At 68.4% G+C, this 18,379-nt stretch carries 15 protein-coding genes; 7 read left to right on the forward strand and 8 right to left on the reverse strand.

From position 1 onward, the window contains the following. The first annotated feature begins 105 nt into the window (after window positions 1-105). Window positions 106-1,137 (forward strand): glycosyl hydrolase, encoded by a 1,032-nt coding sequence (locus ACT009_RS17640; protein ID WP_445192353.1) that lies wholly within the window; start codon window positions 106-108, stop codon window positions 1,135-1,137. Continuing rightward, a complete protein-coding gene (locus tag ACT009_RS17645; protein WP_445192354.1) occupies window positions 1,134-2,219 on the forward strand; it encodes a GDSL-type esterase/lipase family protein in 1,086 nt (361 codons plus the stop codon). The genes ACT009_RS17640 and ACT009_RS17645 overlap by 4 nt, the downstream gene beginning before the upstream one ends. Window positions 2,220-2,228: 9 nt before the next feature. Here ACT009_RS17645 and ACT009_RS17650 read toward each other — a convergent pair whose 3' ends face one another. The 4 genes from ACT009_RS17650 to ACT009_RS17665 form a co-directional block, all read right to left on the reverse strand. Beyond that, window positions 2,229-4,298 carry a TonB-dependent receptor gene (locus ACT009_RS17650; protein WP_445192355.1) on the reverse strand — a complete coding sequence of 690 codons (2,070 nt, stop codon included), beginning with the start codon at window positions 4,296-4,298 and terminating at the stop codon, window positions 2,229-2,231. A gap of 319 nt (window positions 4,299-4,617) precedes the next feature. Continuing rightward, window positions 4,618-5,100, reverse strand: a complete 483-nt coding sequence (locus ACT009_RS17655) for a cupin domain-containing protein (protein WP_445192356.1) — start codon at window positions 5,098-5,100, stop codon at window positions 4,618-4,620. Then, complete coding sequence (locus ACT009_RS17660) at window positions 5,097-6,203, reverse strand: Gfo/Idh/MocA family protein (RefSeq protein WP_445192357.1); 1,107 nt, start codon at window positions 6,201-6,203, stop codon at window positions 5,097-5,099. Before ACT009_RS17660 ends, ACT009_RS17655 begins: the two co-directional genes overlap by 4 nt. A gap of 48 nt (window positions 6,204-6,251) precedes the next feature. After that, complete coding sequence (locus ACT009_RS17665; RefSeq protein ID WP_445192358.1) at window positions 6,252-6,521, reverse strand: helix-turn-helix domain-containing protein; 270 nt, start codon at window positions 6,519-6,521, stop codon at window positions 6,252-6,254. A gap of 245 nt (window positions 6,522-6,766) precedes the next feature. On the opposite strand from ACT009_RS17665, the gene ACT009_RS17670 reads away from it, so the two are divergent. Then, entirely contained in the window at window positions 6,767-7,444 is a 678-nt protein-coding gene (locus ACT009_RS17670; protein ID WP_445192359.1) for a FadR/GntR family transcriptional regulator, read from the forward strand. A 4-nt stretch (window positions 7,445-7,448) separates the two neighbouring features. Here the strand turns inward: ACT009_RS17670 and ACT009_RS17675 are convergent, their stop codons facing one another. Continuing rightward, entirely contained in the window at window positions 7,449-7,949 is a 501-nt protein-coding gene (locus ACT009_RS17675) for a gluconokinase (protein WP_445192360.1), read from the reverse strand. A gap of 236 nt (window positions 7,950-8,185) precedes the next feature. Between ACT009_RS17675 and ACT009_RS17680 the strand changes: the two genes are divergently transcribed. From ACT009_RS17680 to ACT009_RS17690, 3 genes are all read left to right on the forward strand, one after another. Continuing rightward, entirely contained in the window at window positions 8,186-11,206 is a 3,021-nt protein-coding gene (locus ACT009_RS17680; protein WP_445194133.1) for a glycosyl hydrolase family 28-related protein, read from the forward strand. Window positions 11,207-11,296: 90 nt separating this feature from the next. Beyond that, complete coding sequence (locus tag ACT009_RS17685) at window positions 11,297-14,329, forward strand: glycosyl hydrolase family 28-related protein (protein ID WP_445192361.1); 3,033 nt, start codon at window positions 11,297-11,299, stop codon at window positions 14,327-14,329. 11 nt (window positions 14,330-14,340) lie between these two features. Beyond that, window positions 14,341-15,441, forward strand: a complete 1,101-nt coding sequence (locus ACT009_RS17690) for an SMP-30/gluconolactonase/LRE family protein (protein ID WP_445192362.1) — start codon at window positions 14,341-14,343, stop codon at window positions 15,439-15,441. Here ACT009_RS17690 and ACT009_RS17695 read toward each other — a convergent pair. Beyond that, a complete protein-coding gene (locus tag ACT009_RS17695) occupies window positions 15,438-16,751 on the reverse strand; it encodes an L-fuconate dehydratase (RefSeq protein WP_445192363.1) in 1,314 nt (437 codons plus the stop codon). The two genes, ACT009_RS17690 and ACT009_RS17695, sit on opposite strands and share 4 nt — an antisense overlap. Window positions 16,752-16,849: 98 nt before the next feature. Continuing rightward, window positions 16,850-17,653, reverse strand: coding sequence for an IclR family transcriptional regulator (locus ACT009_RS17700; RefSeq protein WP_445192364.1), 804 nt, complete (start codon window positions 17,651-17,653; stop codon window positions 16,850-16,852). A 123-nt stretch (window positions 17,654-17,776) separates the two neighbouring features. Between ACT009_RS17700 and ACT009_RS17705 the strand changes: the two genes are divergently transcribed. Continuing rightward, entirely contained in the window at window positions 17,777-18,151 is a 375-nt protein-coding gene (locus tag ACT009_RS17705) for a response regulator (protein ID WP_445192365.1), read from the forward strand. Window positions 18,152-18,155: 4 nt separating this feature from the next. Here the strand turns inward: ACT009_RS17705 and ACT009_RS17710 are convergent, their stop codons facing one another. Next, window positions 18,156-18,365: a hypothetical protein gene (locus ACT009_RS17710; protein WP_445192366.1), complete on the reverse strand. Its 210-nt coding sequence runs from the start codon at window positions 18,363-18,365 to the stop codon at window positions 18,156-18,158. Window positions 18,366-18,379 lie beyond the last annotated feature (14 nt).

Consider the following 18,379-nt stretch of genomic DNA (forward strand, 5'->3'; position numbering starts at 1 on the left):
GTTCTCCTGTAAGTGTAGTAACGGGGCAGAACGCGATTGGGTGCAAACAATTGATGTCCAACGTAATCTGTCGACATAAATTGCCGTCGCGGCCTATGACGCAGCGTGACGGCAAGTGACGGGATCATCGACATGCTGACCAGACGCGACACCATCACGGCCATCGCCGGCGCCGCCGCGACGCTGGCCCTGCCAGCCGGCGCTGCTCCGCTCGCCGCACACACGCTCAGCAACCCGCGCGCCAGCCGCGAGGCGCAGCGGCTCTACGCCTATCTGTGCAGCCAATACGGCAGCAAGACGCTGACCGGACAGCAGGAGCAGAACTTCACCACGGCGGGTGCGCGTGTCGAGCTCGACTATCTGCAGCGGGTGACCGGCGAACAGCCTGCGCTGGTCGGGTTCGACTATATCGAACCGCGCGATCAGGACGCGGTCAACGATCGCGCTACCTCCTGGTGGCGATCCGGCGGGGTCGTCAGCATCTGCTGGCACTGGGGCGCCCCCGATATCGGCACCGGCTACGACAATTCGAAGAAGGATTTCGACGTCGCCGCCGCGCTGAAGCCCGGCACCGCCGCCAACCTCGCGATGATGCGCGACCTGGATCATGTCGCCGGATTGCTCACCGTCCTGCGCGATCGGCGCGTGCCGGTGCTGTGGCGGCCATTCCACGAATTCAGCGGCGACTGGTTCTGGTGGGGCAAGCACGGGCCGGACGCGCTGAAGGCGCTCTGGGCGATGATGTACGACCGCTACACCCGCGTCCACGGGCTCGACAATCTGATCTGGGTCTGCGGGTGGGCGGGGCAGAATGTCGACCCCGCCTGGTATCCCGGCCGGGCCATGGTCGATATCGCGGGCGCCGACATCTACGCCAAGGATCACGGCAACCTCGCGCCGATGTTTGCGCAGGTGAAGGCGATCGTCGGCGACAGCGTGCCGATCTGCCTGCACGAGAACGGACCGGTGCCAGACCCCGCGCTGCTCGGGCCGGAGGCGGACTGGCTGTGGTTCATGACCTGGCACACGCGCTGGCTGACCGGGCGCGACCAGAACACCCCCGAGTTGCTCAAGCGCTATTTCGCGTCGGATCGCTACATCACCAAGGACGAACTGCCGGCATGGATCAAGGCATGAGGACCGCCGCGCTGCTGCTGGCGCTGAGCGTGACCGCTGCGGCGCCAGCGGCCACGGTGACGCCCGCCACCGCGGGCGTCGGCTCCGCCAAGCGGCTGCCGCTGCATGTCGGGGGCAGGGTGGTCGCCTCGGCCGAGGGCCTGAAGCGGCAATGGCCCGGCAGCTATTTCGAGGCGTCGTTCCGCGGACGCGAGGCGCTGATGAAGCTCGGCGCGGGCGACGTCACGCTCCACGTGCTGGTCGACGGGCGACTCGTGACGACCCTCGTCAAGCCCAAGCCCGGCCTCTACCGGATCGGCGACCTCGCCGCCGGCGCCCATCGCCTCCGCGTCGAGGTGGCGAGCGAAAGCCAGGCCGCGCCGACCGTGTTCGGCGGCTTCTTCGCGACCGCGGCGCTGCCAACCCCGGCGCGGGTGCGGCAGATCGAGTTCGTCGGGGATTCGCACACCGTCGGCTACGGCGATGTGTCCGCCAAGAGCGACTGCACCGATGCCGAGGTCTGGGCGTCCACCGACACCTCGAAGGGCATCGCGGGCATCACCGGGCGGCGCTACGATGCCGACTACCGCGTCAACGCGATCTCCGGCCGCGGCGTCGTCCGCAACTATGACGGGTTCGCGGCGGACAAGCTGCCCGAAGCCTATCCCCACATCCTGTTCGACAAGGCCGACCGCGCCGAGGACCGCCACTGGCGCCCGCAGCTCTACGTCGTCGCGCTCGGTACAAACGACTTCACGACACTGCTGCACGCCGGCGAGAAATGGGCGAGCCGCGATGCGCTGCACGCAGATTTCGAGACGACCTACGCCGCCTTCCTTCGGCGATTGCGCGCGCACAGCCCCGCCGCGCACATCCTGGTCTGGGCGACCGACATGGCGGACGGTGAGATCGCGGCCGAAGCGAAGCGCACGGTCGATCGGCTGCGCGGTGAGGGGATGGCGAACATCGCCTTCACGCCCATTGCCGGGCTCGCGCTGTCCGGCTGCCACGCGCATCCGTCGGTCGCCGACGACGAGCGGATCGCGCAGACCGTCGCCACCTATGTCGACGCGCATCCGGGCCTGTGGCGGCGCGGCAAGTAGCGCCGCGGGTCAGCCGCCCCCGAAGCGCACGCCGATCCATAGGGTCCGCGGGGTCGCGCGCTCGACGATCTCGGCGCCGCTGATCCCCGCTTCGACCCGCTCGTTGCCGATATTCTCCGCCCGCGCCTCGATTGCGACACCGGTCGCGATGGGGATCGCGGCATAGGCATCGATCGTGGTGGCCGGCGCGAGGCTGCTGCTGTTCTGATCGTCGTCGAACTGCCGCGCGACATGGCGAAGCGTTGCCGAGGCCGTCGCGCCGTCGTGCCGCCACCCGAGCGTGCCCGACAGCTGGTCGCGTGGCGTCTGTGCCGGCGCCAGCCCGTCCAGCGGCGCCGCAGTACTCGACGCCACGACCCGTGCGGCGACATGGCTCCACGACGCCCGCGCGAACCCGTCACCATGCGCGGCGTCGGCGTCGATCTCGAACCCCCGCGCACGCACCGCGTCGAGGTTCTGGCGAACTCGGTACGCGCCGCCCGCCGCGACGAAGCCGACTCCGGGGAAGGTCCCCGCGCCGTGCCCCAGCGTGACATTGGCGATCGCATCGTCGAGCCGGTTGTCGAACCAGGTGGCGCTGACGCCGACTCCGGCAGCGGGTGCCAGCGTCGCGCCGATCTCATAGCCCCACAGCCGCTCCGGGCTGAGCGCCGCATTGGCGGCGGTTGCGTCGGCACCGACCCGGAACGGCCTGTACAATTCATTGAGCGTCGGCAGCCGCCATCCGCGATACGCCGCGGTACGTAGCGTTAGCGGTGCCGCGACCCGCCACGCCAGTCCGGCGCGCCCCGTGACCTCGTCGCCGCTGCGGTCCGCGAAACGCAGATCGGTGAGCGCGGCGCCGCCGGCGATCGGGCGTTCGTTCAGGAAGCTGTCGCCGATCCGCCAATGATCGACCCGCCCGCCCAGCGCCAGCGTGACCGCGCCGAGTTCGACGCTGCCGTCGGCGAACACGCCATAGGTCGCGCTCTCCCCGCCTGCGAGCCGCCGCCGGGTCGGCGCTGCGGCGACATAGGTGAAGTTCTCCTGCGTCCGCCCGCTGACGTCGCGCAGATCGGCGCCGAACCGCAGCGCGACATGCTCGCCCAACGGCGGGACGATCTCCAGCCGTGCGCCGGCGCCGGTCGCAGGGGTGTTGTACTGGTCGAGCGTCTGGGTGGCGGCGGTCCGCGCGGCGTTGACGCTCGCGAAGCTCGACGCGAAGGCGCGGGTCTGCAGATAGGCGAGCGCGGACCAGCCCCAACGACCGCGACCCACCAGCCGCACGCTCGCATCCGCGCCCTCGCTGCGGTTCGCAGTGAACGCGGTGCCGCGAGCGCGCCGGTCGGCAAAGGCGGCGACGTTGGCCTGCAGCTCGGTGTCCGGCGCGACGCGGATCGCCGCCCGGATCGCGCCGGATGCCTGTTCGTAGGGCGCGGCGCGATCGGCGCTGCCGCGGCTCTCGGGGACCGTCGGTACGAACCCGTCCCCGCGCGAATAGGCGCCGGACAGCGTCGCGAACCCCGCCCCCCGGACCAGCGCGGCGGATCCCTGCGCCTCCACCGCGTCGCGGCTGCCGTACGACACCCTGCCGTCCACGGCGTTGAGCTGTGACGGCGTCGCGCTCTCCAGCTCGATCGTGCCTGCGAGTGCACCCGGCCCATAATAGCCGCTGCCGCCGCCGCGGGTGATGCGGATCAACCCCAGCCGGTCGGTCGCATAGGCGGGAAAGGCCACCCAGCCGCCGAATGGATCGGTCTGCGGCACCCCGTCGAGGATCAGCAGCGCCCGGCTCGACGCATTGCCGCCGATCCCGCGCAGCGAGAGCCCCTGGCTGGTCGGATTGGCCGATCGCGAATCCGACCGGCGGAACTGCTGGAGCCCGGCGACGTCGGCGAGCACGCTTTCCAGTCGGCTGCTGGCATTGGCGGTGATCCGATCGCGGTCGATCGTCACCACCGTCGCGACCCGGTCCGCCGGCGACGCATCGAACCCGCGCCCGGTGACGACGATGTCGCCTTGGTCGGCGCTGTCCTGCGCCGCGGCCGGCGTAGACAGGCTGGCGACCGCGGCGAGGGCGGTGCCGATGATCGTCTTCATGATGAGCTTCCGGTCAGTCGCGGGGCGACCCTCTGGCGCGCCGACGCGCGAAGGGCAATCGCAAACGGACGGGGCGGCCGGCCCGAAACCCGTGCTCACCGACGGGCCGACCTCCGCGGAGGTAGCCGACTTCACCAAATCAGGTCGTCACCCCGGGTTCGTTCCGGGGTCTACGGTGCCGCGAAATCGAAGGCTTATGCTCCTGCGGAACGCTGGATCCCGGAACAAGGCTCTCCCGAGCGAAGTCGAAGGGTCCGGGATGACGAAGGAGTTTTTGAAGCGGCAACACATCGGCCGGTCGTTGCTCCGCCGCGAGACTCTAGCGCCCGGCGGGCAGCTTGATGCCCAGCAGCACCAGCCGGTCGCCGGTGATCCCGAAATAATGCGGTACGCCGGCGGGGATTAGCATCACGTCGCCCGGCGCCAGCGTCCGGGTCTTGCCGCCGACGATGCGGCTGCCCTCCACCAGGTCGGGCTTGCTAGTGACCGCGTCGGGCATCGTGCCGCCGCTGATCAGCGTGCCGCGGCCTTCGATGACGATCGCGTACTCGGCCTGATCGGGATGGATCGCCGGTCGCCCCGGCTTCTTCCAATATTCCAGCGCGGCGATGTTCTTGCCGTCGCGAACCAGTGGCTGCCACGCGAAGCCCTGACCCGGCTTCATCGCCCGCGCCATCGCGACGACCTGCGCACGGACCTCGGCCGAGGCGGCGAAGCTGGTCGGATCGGCCGTCGGCTCCTGCGCGCCCGCGCCAGCCGAGGCCAGCAGCAGCGTGAGCCCGATGCACCATATTGCGGTCATGCTCGGCCGCCCAGCCGGATCGTTCGGCCTTCGCGCGCAGACCGATATATGGCCTCCACGATCCGCATGTCGCGCAACCCTTCCTCGCCCGACACGATCGGTTCGCGGCCGCTGGCGATGCAGTCGGGAAGGTGATCGAGTTGCCCGACGAACTGGTTCTTCCAGCGCGTCGGCGGCGGGGTCACCATGTCCTCGCGGCCGTCCTTGCCGGTCCACATCTTCTGCCCGTCGTAGCGCGTCGCCGGCTCAAGCTCGATCCGCCCGGTCTCGCCCATCGTCAGCACGCGGTTCTGGTTGGCGCTGTACATCGACTGGCACATCGCCATCGCACCCGATGGGAACTCCAGCGTCCATTCGATCATGTCCTCGACCTCGCGGAAACGCGGGTCCTTGCGATTGGTGGATTCGCGAGCGGTGACCGCGATCGGCTCCTCGCCGGTCATGTAGCGCGCCGCCTGCAGACTGTAGATGCCCATGTCCATCAGCGAACCGCCACCCGACAGCGCCTTCTTCAGCCGCCACGCCTCGGGATCGCGCTGGACGAAGCCGTGTTCCGACTGGACGTAGCGGATCTTGCCGACCGCGCCGCTCCGCGCGAGCCGGATCGCCTCGCGGTTATACGCCTCGAAGTGAATCCGGTATCCGATCATCAGCTTGCGGTTCGCCTTCTTGCAGGCCGCGATCATCGCCTCGCATTCGGCGACCGACACCGCCATCGGCTTCTCGCACATCACGTGCTTGCCCGCGCGCGCGGCACGGATCACGAAGTCGGCATGCTGCGAATTGGGCAGGCACACATAGACGATGTCGATCGCGGGATTGTCGCGGATCCGGTCGAAATCGGCATAGGAATAGACCGATCCCGGCGCGAGGCCGTGCTCTGCAGCGACCCGCGCGCCCTTGGTGGCGTCGCCGGTCACGACCGCGACCAGCCGGCTATGCTCGCAGTCACGCAATTGGGGGATGATCCGCCCGAGCCCGTAATTGCCGAGCCCTACGATCGCATAGCCGAGCTTGCGTCCAGTCGCCGCCCTGGCGATGCCGGTCGATCCGGCGACCAGCGCCGCGGCGGAGACCAGCAGGTCGCGTCGTCCGAGTTCCATCAGCGCTTCCTCGTTGTGCCGCCCCGGATCGGAGTGGCGAGCATGACGTCAGTAGGCGATCCCGGCCGAATGCGCGGTCATCGCTTGGGCAACGATCGCGACTTGCGTACGGTTGCGGACGTTCAGCTTACGCATCAGCGCGGTCATGTGCGCCTTAACCGTTGCCTCCGCGATACCGAGGTCGAACGCGATCTGCTTGTTGAGCAGGCCCGAATGGACCCCTGCCAAAACCTTGATCTGGGTCGGCGTCAGGTGCGCCGCCACCGGTGTCGACCACGTCGCGTCGCCGATTACGTCATGCTGCTGAGTGCTCGTCATGGCCATCTCTCCCTCGATTGCTGCCGGTCTTCGCCGACTCTCGCTGACCGCAGTTTAGGGAGATTGGTACGACAGATTCAAGCGAAACTTTCGAAATAGATGGGTGCCAGCTGCAATGGAGTGGATCAAACCTAGGATCTGTCCTACAGCTTTGTGGGTGATCGGGACGGTCGATCGCTGATCGGTACTGGAGACGGTGCCGGTCCGGGTGCTAAGCCGGCCGATCTGAGGGGGAGGACGGGTTCTTGGTGGAGGAACGCCAGGCGGATCGCGCCTATGCGAGCATCGTCGAATTGATCAACGTCGACCGGCTGGAGATCGGCGATCGGTTGCCGTCGGAGGCGCGGCTGGCGGAGATGGTGGGGGTCTCGCGGACGATCATCCGCGAGGCGCTGGTGCGGCTGGCGTCGGACGGCTTTACCGAACCACGCCGCGGCGCCGGCTCTTTCGTGAAGGGCCGGCCGTCGGACCGGCTGTCGGCGCACATGAAGCTCGCCGATCTGTCGACCACGCTCGGCAGCTACGAGGTCCGCTTCGTGCTGGAGGCGGAAAGCGCGCGTCTCGCCGCGGTTCGCCGCTCGGCCGACCAGATGGCCTCGATCGACGACGGCCTCGTCCGCTTGCGCGCCGCCTTGCTGTCGAGCGCCCCCGCGCATGACGAGGACATGGAGCTCCACCGCCGCATCGTGCTGGCGACCGCGAACCCCGCCTTCGAGGTCGCCTTCGCCGCGCTCGCCGCTGACATCGACCGGATCATGCGCGCCGGGGTCGACATCTCGCGGTCCCGCCCGCCCGAGGTGATCGGCGCGATGATGCGCGAACACGAGATGATCGTCGACGCGATCCGCGCGCAGGACGCCGACGGCGCCGCCCTCGCGATGCGCTGGCATCTCTCCGAAGGCCGCAAGCGGCTGATGCCTTAGCGGGTCAGGCGGTCCTCAGCCACGCCAGCGTCTGTTCGCACAGCTGGTCCAGCGGCGCGCCGGCATCGAAGCTGGCCGCGGCTTCGTCGGGGGCGGGGCGTTCGAGCGTCGCCAGCTGGCTGTCGAGCAGGCTCGGCGGCATGTAGTGGCGCGCCCGGCCGGCAAGCCGGCGTTCCAGTTCCTCGCGGCTGTTGTCGAGTAGTACGAACCGCACCGGCGCCGCGATCGCCGCGATCAGCCGCTCGCGGTAGCGTCGCTTGAGCGCCGAACAGGCGACCACCGCGATCCCGCGCTCCGCCACGGTCGCGCTCACCGCCGCGCCGAGCCGGTCGAGCCACGGCCAGCGATCCTCGTCGCAGAGCGGCTCCCCCGACCGCATCTTCGCGACCGAACTGGCATCGTGATAGGCGTCGCCCTCCAGGAACGGCCGGTCGAGAGCCGTCGCCAGGGCCGCCCCCAGCGTCGATTTGCCGCTGCCGCTGACGCCCATCACGATGACGACCATCGGCGCGAGCCCGGATGATTGGTCTGGCGGCAGCAAACAAGGTCCCCGTCACGTTTCGCTCGGCGGATGCGGCATGCGCCGGATCATGCCCCGATCCAGCGGCGCAGGCTTAACCGGGGTGAGGGAACCGGGGAACTACGACCTTCGTCGAGGATGTCGTGGTAACGCTACCGCCGTAGTTCAGCGCCAGGGCAGCCCATGGGCGGCTACGGGAAGGAACAAGCGTGAGCATCAAGATGCACTTAGGGTCGGCAACCGCGCTGATCGCGTTCCTCGTGACCCCGGCCGCGGCGCAACCGGGCGGCGCATCGACCTTGCTGTCCGCGCCCGCCGATCCCCGCGCAGTGACGGTGAAGGCCAAGGGCGACGGCCGCGCCGATGATACCGCCGCAATCCAGCGCGCGATCGATGCGGCGCGCGACAAGACCGGGCATGGCATCGTCTTCCTGCCCTCCGGCCGCTACCGCCTGACCCGCAGCATCCTGGTGCCGCCCGGCGTCCGCATCTTCGGCGTCGGACCGACCCGCCCGGTGATCCTGCTCGGTGACGCGACGCCCGGCTTTCAGCAGGGCGTCGGCACGCTGATCGTCTTCACCGGCGGCGATCAGTACCAGGTCGGCAAGATCCCGGTCCCGGTGCCGACGGTGGTGCCGCGCGACCAGCAGGTCCGCGACGCCAATTCGGGCACCTTCTATTCGTCGATGGCGAACGTCGATGTCGAGATCGGCGCGGGCAACCCGGCGGCGGCGGCAGTGCGCTTCCGCATGGCGCAGCATGCGTTCCTGTCGCACATGAACTTCCGCCTCGGCTCGGCCTTCGCCGGTGTCTATCAGGCCGGCAACGTCATGGAGGACGTCCACTTCCAGGGCGGCCGCTACGGCATCGTCACCGAGAAGACGTCCCCCGCCTGGCAGTTCACGCTGATCGATTCGACCTTCGACGGACAGCGCAGCGCCGCGATCCGCGAACACGAGGTCGATCTCACCCTCGTCAACGTGACGATGCGCAACGCGCCGGTCGGGATCGAGATCGACGGCGGCTACAGCGACTCGCTGTGGGGCAAGGACGTCCGTTTCGAAAACATCGCGCGGGCCGGCGTGGTCGTCTCCAACGAAAAGAGCGTCTTCACCCAGATCGGCTTCGAGAACGCACTGGCGAGCAACACGCCGGTGTTCGCCCGCTTCCGCGACAGCGGCCGCACCGTGAAGGGCAAGGGCGCGGCGTACCGCGTCGCCGCCTTCAACCACGGCATCGCGATCCCCGCACTCGGCCAGATGGGCAAGGTCGCGACCAACGTCGAGATCGCCGCGTTGCCGTCGCTGCCCGCGCCGCGTGCGCCCGCGATCCGTACGCTGCCCGCGGTCGGCGAATGGACCAACGTCCGCACGCTCGGCGCGAAGGGCGACGCGCAGACCGACGACACCGCCGCGATCCAGCGCGCGATCGACACGCACCGCGTGCTCTATTTTCCCAGCGGCTTCTACATGGTCACCGGCACGCTCCGGCTGAAGCCCGACACCGTGTTGCTCGGCCTCCACCCTGCGACGACGCAACTGGTGATCCCCGACAATAATCCCGCACATGCCGGGGTCGGCGCGGTCATGCCGATCCTCGAGACGCCGCGCGGGGGCGACAACATCCTCTCCGGGCTCGGCCTGTTCACCGGCCGCATCAACCCGCGGGCGAGCGCACTGTTGTGGCGCTCGGGCGCGACCAGCCTGGTCGACGACGTCAAGATCATGGGCGGCGGCGGCACCCCGACCTCGGACGCCAAGCCGCTCAATTCGCTGACCGGGCGCAGCGGCGATCCGGTCGCGGACAATCACTGGGATGCGCAATATCCCAGCATCTGGGTGACCGACGGCGGCGGCGGCACCTTCGCCGACGTGTGGAGCCCCAACACCTTCGCGCAATCCGGCTTCTACGTGTCCGACACCGACACCCCCGGGCATGTCTACGAGATGTCGGTCGAGCACCACGTCCGCAACGAATTCGTGCTCGACAACGTCCAGAACTGGGAGTTCCTGGCACCGCAGACCGAGCAGGAGGTCGGCGAGGGCATGGACGCGGTGTCGCTGGAGATCCGCAACTCGCGCAACATCCTGTTCGCCAATTATCACGGCTACCGCGTCACGCGGAATTATCACCCCGCGGTCAGCGCGGTGAAGCTGTTCAACTCGTCGGACATCCGCTTCCGCAACGTCCATGTGAACGCGGAGAGCGGTTTCGCGACCTGCGACGACAATGGCTGCGCGACCTTCCTGCGCGCCAGCAAGTTCCCGTTCGAGAACGCGATCCAGGACCGGACCAACGGCCTCGAAATCCGCGAACGCGAATTCGCGACGCTGGACATCGGCAGCACCGCGCCGGCGCCGGTCGCTTCCGCGACGATGGGCACTCCGGTCAAGCAGATCGAAAGCGGCTTCTTCTCGATCTCGGGCGGGGCGGTCGACGCGAAGGGCGCGCTCTACTTCATCGAACATCGCTTCCAGCGCATCTATCGTTGGACCAAGGCGAAGGGGCTGGAGGTCGTCAGCGATCACTCGCTCGACCCGGTCAATCTCGCGATCGATCGTTCGGGCAAGCTGCTGGTGCAGTCGTCGCTCGGGGCCGAGGGCAGCGTCTATTCGATCGATCCGTCGGGCCCGAAAACCGACGTCACGCCGATCGCTGCGACGGCGACCGTACCGCATCCCGACGCGCGCACGCTGGTACCCGGCAATTGGTGGGTCAATGGCGAGTTTCGCGACCAATATGATCCCGCCCGCGATCATTTCACGACGCTGGGCGAACTGTTTCTCCGCGACGTCTCCGCGCCCAAGTCGCGCGAATACGTCTCGCCCGACGGCAGCCTGGTGCTGCCGGCCTTCCGCGTGCTGCAGCAGGGCCCCACCGACCATGTCGGCTGGCGCTGGTCGCACACGCTGCAGGCGATCGGGCTGGTCGGCGCCAAGCCGGGCGAGCCGGTCTTCGTCACCAACGGATCGGAGAACATCACCTATCGCGCGCGGATCGGCGCCGGCGGCACGCTGACCGACCTGCAGCATTTCGCGGATCGCGGCGGCGAGAGCGTCGCGGCCGACGCTCGCGGGCGGGTCTATGTCGCCAACGGCCAGGTCTATGTCTACGCGCCCGACGGCCGTGAGATCGGCCGGATCGACGTTCCCGAACGCCCGCAGCAATTGCTGCTCGGCGGCCCCGACGGGCGCACCCTCTTCATCCTGACCCATCATTCGCTCTACGCGGTGCAGGTCTGATTGCGGCGGCCCGCCCCGCTACCCTATCCACGGTCCCCACTGTCCCGGCTTAACCGCCGGGACTTTTTTCTTGAAGACGGAGTGTCTCCCATGCAGCGCAGCCTCTGGTCCGGCATCGCAGCGATCGTCGGCACCACCTTCCTCGCGAGCACGCCGGCGATCGCCTCCACCTCGGCCTTCGTCACCGCGCCGAAGGATCCGCGCGCGGTGACCGTGCAGGGGCGGCGGGACGGGCGCAGCGACGACAGCGCCGCGATCCAGCGCGCGATCGACGCCGCGGCGGCGAAGGGCGGCGGCGGGATCGTCTTCATCCCCTCGGGACGTTACCGGATCACCCGCACCGTCTTCATATGGCCCGGCGTGCGCGTGTTCGGGGTCGGCGCGACACGGCCGCTGTTGATGTTGCCCGACGCGACCCCCGGATTCCAGCGCGGCGTCGCCAACATGGTGATCTTCGCGGGTGCCAAGCGTGATCCGTCGCGGCGGGTGCCGTTCCCGCCTCCGGGCAGCGTACCGTTCGACGACAAGATCGCCGACGCCAATCCCGGCACCTTCTATTCGGCGATGAGCAACGTCGATTTTGCGATCGGCGCGGGCAACCCCGCCGCCGCCGCGATCCGCTTCCATGCTGCGCAGCATGCCTATGTCAGCCACATGGACTTCCATATCGGTTCAGGCCTCGCCGGGCTCTACCATGTCGCCAATGTCGGGCAGGACCTGCACTTCCGCGGTGGGCGCTACGGCATCCTCGCCGAGAAGCCATCGCCGGCGTGGCAGTTCACGTTGCTCGACTCGACCTTCGACGGCCAGCGTGACGCCGCGATCCGAGAACACGAGGCCGGGCTGACGCTGGTCAACGTCGCATTCCGCAACGCGCCGATCGGGATCGAGATCGACGAGGGCTATGGCGACTGGCTGTGGGGCAAGGACGTCCGCTTCGAAAGCATCGCGCGGGCCGGCGTCGTGATCTCGAACGAGAACAGCGCCTATACCCAGGTCGGCTTCGAAAACGCGATCGCCAGCGACACGCCGGTGTTCGCCCGGTTCCGCGAGAGCGGCAAGACGGTGGCGGGGAAGGGTCGCGCGTACCGCGTCGGCGCCTTCACGCACGGCCTGACCATCCCCGCGCTCGGGCGGACGGGCAAGGTCGCGACCGACGCTAGAATCGTCGCGCTCCCTGCGCTGCCCGCGCGCCGTGCGCCCGCGATCCGGGCGCTGCCCGCGACCACCGCCTGGTACGACGTCCGCGAGGGCGGCGCGAAGGGCGATGACAGGACCGACGACACCGCCGCGATCCAGCGTGCGATCGACATGCACCACGTCGTCTACTTCCCCGCCGGTCGCTATGTAGTGTCGGACACGTTGCGGCTCCGCGCCGACACCGTGCTGGTGGCGCTGCATCCGAGCCTCACCCAGATCATCCTCCCCGACGGCACCCCCGCCTATCAGGGTGTCGGCGCGCCCAAGGCGTTGGTCCAATCCGCCGACGGCGGCGACGCGATCGTCTCCGGGCTCGGCTTGTTCACCGGCGGCATCAACCCGCGCGCGACCGCGCTACTATGGACCGCGGGCGCGAATTCGCTGGTCGACGACGTCAAGTTCCAGGGCGGGCATGGCACCGATCTCGGCGACGGCGCCCGCTTCGATCCCTACAACGCCAATCACACCGGCGACGCCGATCCCGCCAAGCGGTGGGACGCGCAATATCCGAGCATGTGGGTGACGCGGGGCGGCGGCGGCACCTTCAACAATATCTGGACGCCCAACACCTATGCGCAGGCGGGTCTCTACGTCTCCGACACCAGCACGCCGGGGCATGTATACGAGATGTCGGCCGAGCATCACGTTCGCACCGAGATCGCGCTCAACCGGGTCTCCAATTGGGAGTTCCTGGCGCCCCAGACCGAGGAAGAGGCGGGCGAGGGCCAGGAGACGGTGTCGCTGGAGATCCGCGACAGCCGCGACATCCTGATCGCCAATTATCACGGCTATCGCGTCACCCGCTCGCTGAAGCCCGCGCCTGCGGCGGTGCGGCTCTACAATTCGCAGAACATCCGGTTCCGCAACGTCCATGTGAACGCCGAAAGCGGGCTCGGCACCTGCGACGAGAATGGCTGCGGGACCTATCTGAGGGTCAGCAAGTTCCCGTACGAGAATGCGATCCAGGACGTGACCAGCGGGCTGGAGGTCCGCGAGCGGGAATTCGCCGCGCTCGACATCGGCACCACAGTGCAGCCGGTAAAGCCGGCGACCTTCGGCGACGGCAAGGTCGAGAAGCTCGCCGACGGCTTCTACTCGATCGGCGGCGCGACCGTCGACGCTGCAGGCAAGCTCTACTTCGTCGATCGCTGGCGCCAGCGCATCTATGGCTGGTCCTCGGCGCGCAAGCTGGAGATCGTGCGCGAGAACACGCTCGACCCGGTCAGCCTGGTCGCGGACCGATCGGGCGCGCTGATGGTGCTGTCGTCGGCGGGCCGTGAGGGGACCGTCTACAGCTTCAAGCCCGGCAGCCCCGAGACCGAGCTGACCCTGATCCCTGCGACGCCGGCCTCCGATCATCCCGGCGCGCTGACCGCGCTGCCGGTCAATTACTGGAACAATGGCGAGTTCAAGGACCAGCTCGATCCCGACACCTATCGCTTCACCACGCTCGCCGAGATGTTTGCGCGCGACGTGGCGTTGGCGAAGGGACGCGAGTACCTCTCCCCCGATGGCAGCGTGGCGATGCCGGCTTATCGTACCTTCCAGCAGGGGCCGGCGACGTTCCAGGGCTGGCGCTTCTCGGACGCGCTCGACAGCTATGGCCTCGCCGCGGCGAGGCCGGGCGCGCGGCTGTTCGTCAGCAACGAATCCGAGGACAAGACCTATAGCGCGCTTGTCGGCGACCGCGGGCAGCTGATCGATCTCAAGCCGTTCGCCGATCGCGGTGGCGAAAGCGTCGCGGTGGACGGCGAGGGAAGGGTGTTCGTCGCGGACGGGCAGGTGTTCGTCTATTCCGCCGACGGCCGCGAGCTGGGGCGGATCGACGTGCCCGAACGCCCGTTGCAGCTGATCGTCGGCGGCGCGGACAAGCGCACCCTCTTCATTCTCGCACATCACGCCCTGTATAGCGTCCGCCTGTAGGAGCGCGGGCGATGGGTGACGACGGGTCGATCGGCAGGCGGGCGGTGCTCGCGGCGGTTGCGCTGCTGGTGGCGGCGCCGGCGCTCGCCGCGGACAGGGCTCCGCGGCTGCGACGGCTGTCGCCCGGGCTGGATCGGATCGTCGCGCCGGGCACGGCAGTGGAGGTGATCGCCACCGGCATCAAATGGGCCGAGGGTCCCTTGTGGGTGCCGTCGCAGCGCGCGTTGCTGTTCACCGATCCCCCCGCCAACGTCATCCGTCGCTGGCGTCGGGCCGGGGGCACGAGCGTGTTCCTGACGCCGTCGGGCGCACCCGGCACCGATCCCAGGCAGATCCGCGAGCCCGGCGCCAACGGCCTCGCGCTCGACCGATCGGGTCGCCTGCTGATCGCCAATAGCGGCGGGCGGAGCATCGACCGCGTCGACCTGCGCACCGGCGCGCGCACCGTGCTGGTCGGTCGCTACGAGGGTCGGCGCTTCAACAGCCCCAACGACATGCACGTCGCCCGAAGCGGGGCGATCTACTTCACCGATCCGCCCTATGGCTTGACCGAGGGCGACGCCTCGCCGTTGAAGGAACAGCCGGCCAACGGCGTCTATCGTTGGGTGGACGGACAGCAGCCGGTCCTGATCGACGGCACGCTCACCCGCCCGAACGGCATCGCCCTGTCACCCGACGAGCGCCGCCTGTTCGTCTCGGTCTCCGACGAGGCCGCACCGCGGATCATGGTCTATGACCTCGACCGCCGGGGAATGCCGATCCGCTCGCGCGTCTGGCTCGACGCCAAGCCGCTGCAGCTGCCCGGCGCCAAGGGCCTGCCAGACGGAATGAAGATCGCGCCCGACGGCACGATGTTCTGTTCGGTGCCGGGCGGGCTGATGATCCTGACCGCCGACGCGACCCCGCTCGGTCTGGTCGAAGCCAACGGCCCGATCGCCAATTGCGCCCTCGGCGAACAAGGCAAGACGCTGTTCATGACTTCGTCCGACCGCGTGCTGCGGATGCAAATACTTCCTCGCTTCAGCGGGGGAGGTCGATCGCTCGCGGAGCGAGCGGCGGAAGAGGCGTCGCCGCAAACGCAGGCCAAATTACCTCTGCCTCCGTCGGCCTAACGGATGTCACCGCCCTCTGGCGGGGGAGGGTTGTCGGCCCGGTGCGCATAGTCAGCCAACGATCGCGCATGCATCTCGATCGAATAGCCCGGCGCGGTCGGCGGCCGATATGCTCCATCGACTACCACGCACGGCTCGACGAAATGCTCGTGCAGGTGATCGACATATTCCGCGACCCGCCCCTCGGTCGTGCCCGAGAAGCAGAGAAAGTCGATCATCGACAGATGCTGGACGTACTCGCACAGCCCGACCCCGCCCGCGTGCGGGCACACCGGCACATCGTACTTCGCCGCAAGCAACAGCACCGCGAGCACTTCGTTGACCCCGCCGAGCCGGCACGCATCGAGCTGCACGACATCCAGCGCGCCGCCGACGATGAACTGTTTGAACAACACCCGGTTCTGGCACATCTCGCCGGTCGCGACGCCGATCGGTGCGATCGCGGCGCGGATCGCACGGTGACCCGCCACGTCGTCGGGGCTGGTCGGCTCCTCGATGAACCACGGGTCGGCGAAGGCCAGCGCACGCACCCGCTCGATCGCCTCGTCGACCTCCCAGACCTGGTTGGCATCGATCATCAGCGCGACGTCGGGGCCGATCGCCGCACGCGCCACGCTGAGCCGGCGGATGTCCTCGACGGCGTCGCGGCCGACCTTCAGCTTGACGTGGCGGAACCCCGCCGCGACCGCCTCGCGACACCGCGCCGCGAGCTTTTCGTCCGAATAGCCGAGCCACCCAGCCGAGGTGGTATAGCAGGGATAGCCGCGCGCCTCGAGCGCGGCGATCCGATCCGCCAGACCCGCCTGTCGGGCGGTCAGCAACGCCAGCGCCTCGTCGGGCGTGACCGCGTCGGTCATGTACCGGAAGTCGATGCAGCGGACGATCTCCGCGGGCGACATGTCCGCGACGTAGCGCCACAGCGGTTTCCCCGCCGCCTTGGCGAGCAGGTCCCATACCGCGTTCACCACCGCCCCGGTCGCGAGATGGATCACGCCTTTTTCGGGGCCGATCCACCGCAACTGGCTGTCGCCCGTCACATGTCGCCAGAACCGCCCGCCGTCCGCTTGTATCCAGTGAAGTTCGAGCCCCTCGATCAGCGGCGCCAGTGCGCGGATCGCGGCGCAGCAGATCTCGTTCCCGCGACCGATCGTGAAGGTCAGCCCGTGACCCGTCAGCGCGGGATCGTCGGTGTGGAGGATGCAATAGGCGGCGGAATAATCGGGATCGGGATTCATCGCATCCGATCCGTCGAGGAACCTGGATGTCGGGAACCGAACGTCGAGAACCTCGAGCCGGGTGATCGTCGTCAACGTTGCTCCCCCGATTCGTCCGCAAGCTTTGCGATTTACCTGCACGTGACCTTTTTACATGTAAATAGTCCGCTTGACGTGAACCGGGGCGTACCCTGTCAGAGCCTGCTGTCCGCCGCGATCAACTGGGTAGAGATACGCCCGGCTGCCGCCTTCACCGCGTCCGCTGCGACCTCGATGCTTACCGCGGGATCGAGCGTGATGAGATAGGGCATCGTCAACGCCGCCGCCGCCGCCCCCCCGCGCAGGACCGGCGCGGAGATGTCCGTCACCCCGCCGACGAAGCGGCTCGGCGTCAGTTCCACCTCGCGCTGGCGAACTTCCTCGGCATGCGCACGAAACGCCGCGAGCTCGCTCCGCGACAGCGGCGGCGCGAACAGCCTCTCCCAACGTCGCTGCACATCGACCGGTTGGAACGCATAGAGCACCACGCCGGACGCCGCCTGGCTCAACGGCCGGCGATAGCCAACGCGCACCGAGAAGCCGAGCTGCTCGCTCGATTCCATCCGCGCCACGACAACCATCTCGCCCCGCGAATGCAGCGCCAGATGGCACGACTGGCCGGCATCGACCGCCAGCTGGCGCATGATCGGCAGGGCCGCCTCGACCAGCCCCATCGTCCGCGGCTGCTGCATTCCGAGCGAGAACAGCCGGTCGGTCAGCCGATAGCCGTCGGTCGCGGGATCCTGCTTCAGATAGCCGCGGAACTGCAGCACCTGCACCATCCGGAACAGCTCGCCATGGCTGCGCCCGAGCCGCGTCACGATCGCGGTGAGCGTCAGCGCCTCGCTGGTGGTCGACAGCAGCTCGAGCACGTCGAGCCCTTTCTCCAGCGCCGGCGCCTTGTACCGCCGACCGTCCGACGCCGCCTCCTCGTCGAGCAGGTCCTCCTCCGTCACCATATGCTCTCCACATCCTTGCCCCTTGCCTAGAGGCCGTCGGCTGCAAAGAAAAGTGGCCGGCTAGCCGCGATCGTCGAACAAAAACCCAGTTTGAAGGGGCCCGAAGCGCGTCACGAAGGGTTAATGTGGATCAAGAAGGCTTGCTCCATGTGCCACGTGCTCATTATCGAAGACGAACCGATGGTCGCGCTGGAGCTGGAATGGCTGCTCGGATCGGTCGGAGCGACGTCGTTCGCGTTCGCGCAGTCGGAGGCCGAAGCGGTCTTAATGGCGTTGGCGCAACCGCCCTCCTTCATCACCTCCGACGTCAAGCTGGCGGAAGGGACCGGGCCGCAGGCGATCTTCGCGATCCACGAGGCGCTCGGAGCGATCCCGGTAGTGTACATCACGGGAACGCCGTCGGCCTGCCACCCGAACGAGCCGGTGCAGCCGGTGTTGAGCAAGCCGTTCGATCGCAGCGCCGTGCTTCACGCGTTTCAGCGCTGCGACCTGGGCTGATCCGTTAGTCGGTCAGGCCATCGAGCCAGGCGACGAACGCATTGGGATCGGCGAAGACGCGGCGCCGCGTGTCCGGTGCTGGCGCGAACAGCGCCTCGACGAACCACTGGCCAGCCATCCCCTCGTGCATGTCGCTCAGCAGGGTCAGCACGGCGGCGAGGCGGCCATCGCGCATCACCAGCACCGCTCGGTCGTCATCGTCGCCGGTGTCCAAGCTGACCTCCTGGA

It is taken from the genome of Sphingomonas sp. Tas61C01, from assembly GCF_052567495.1.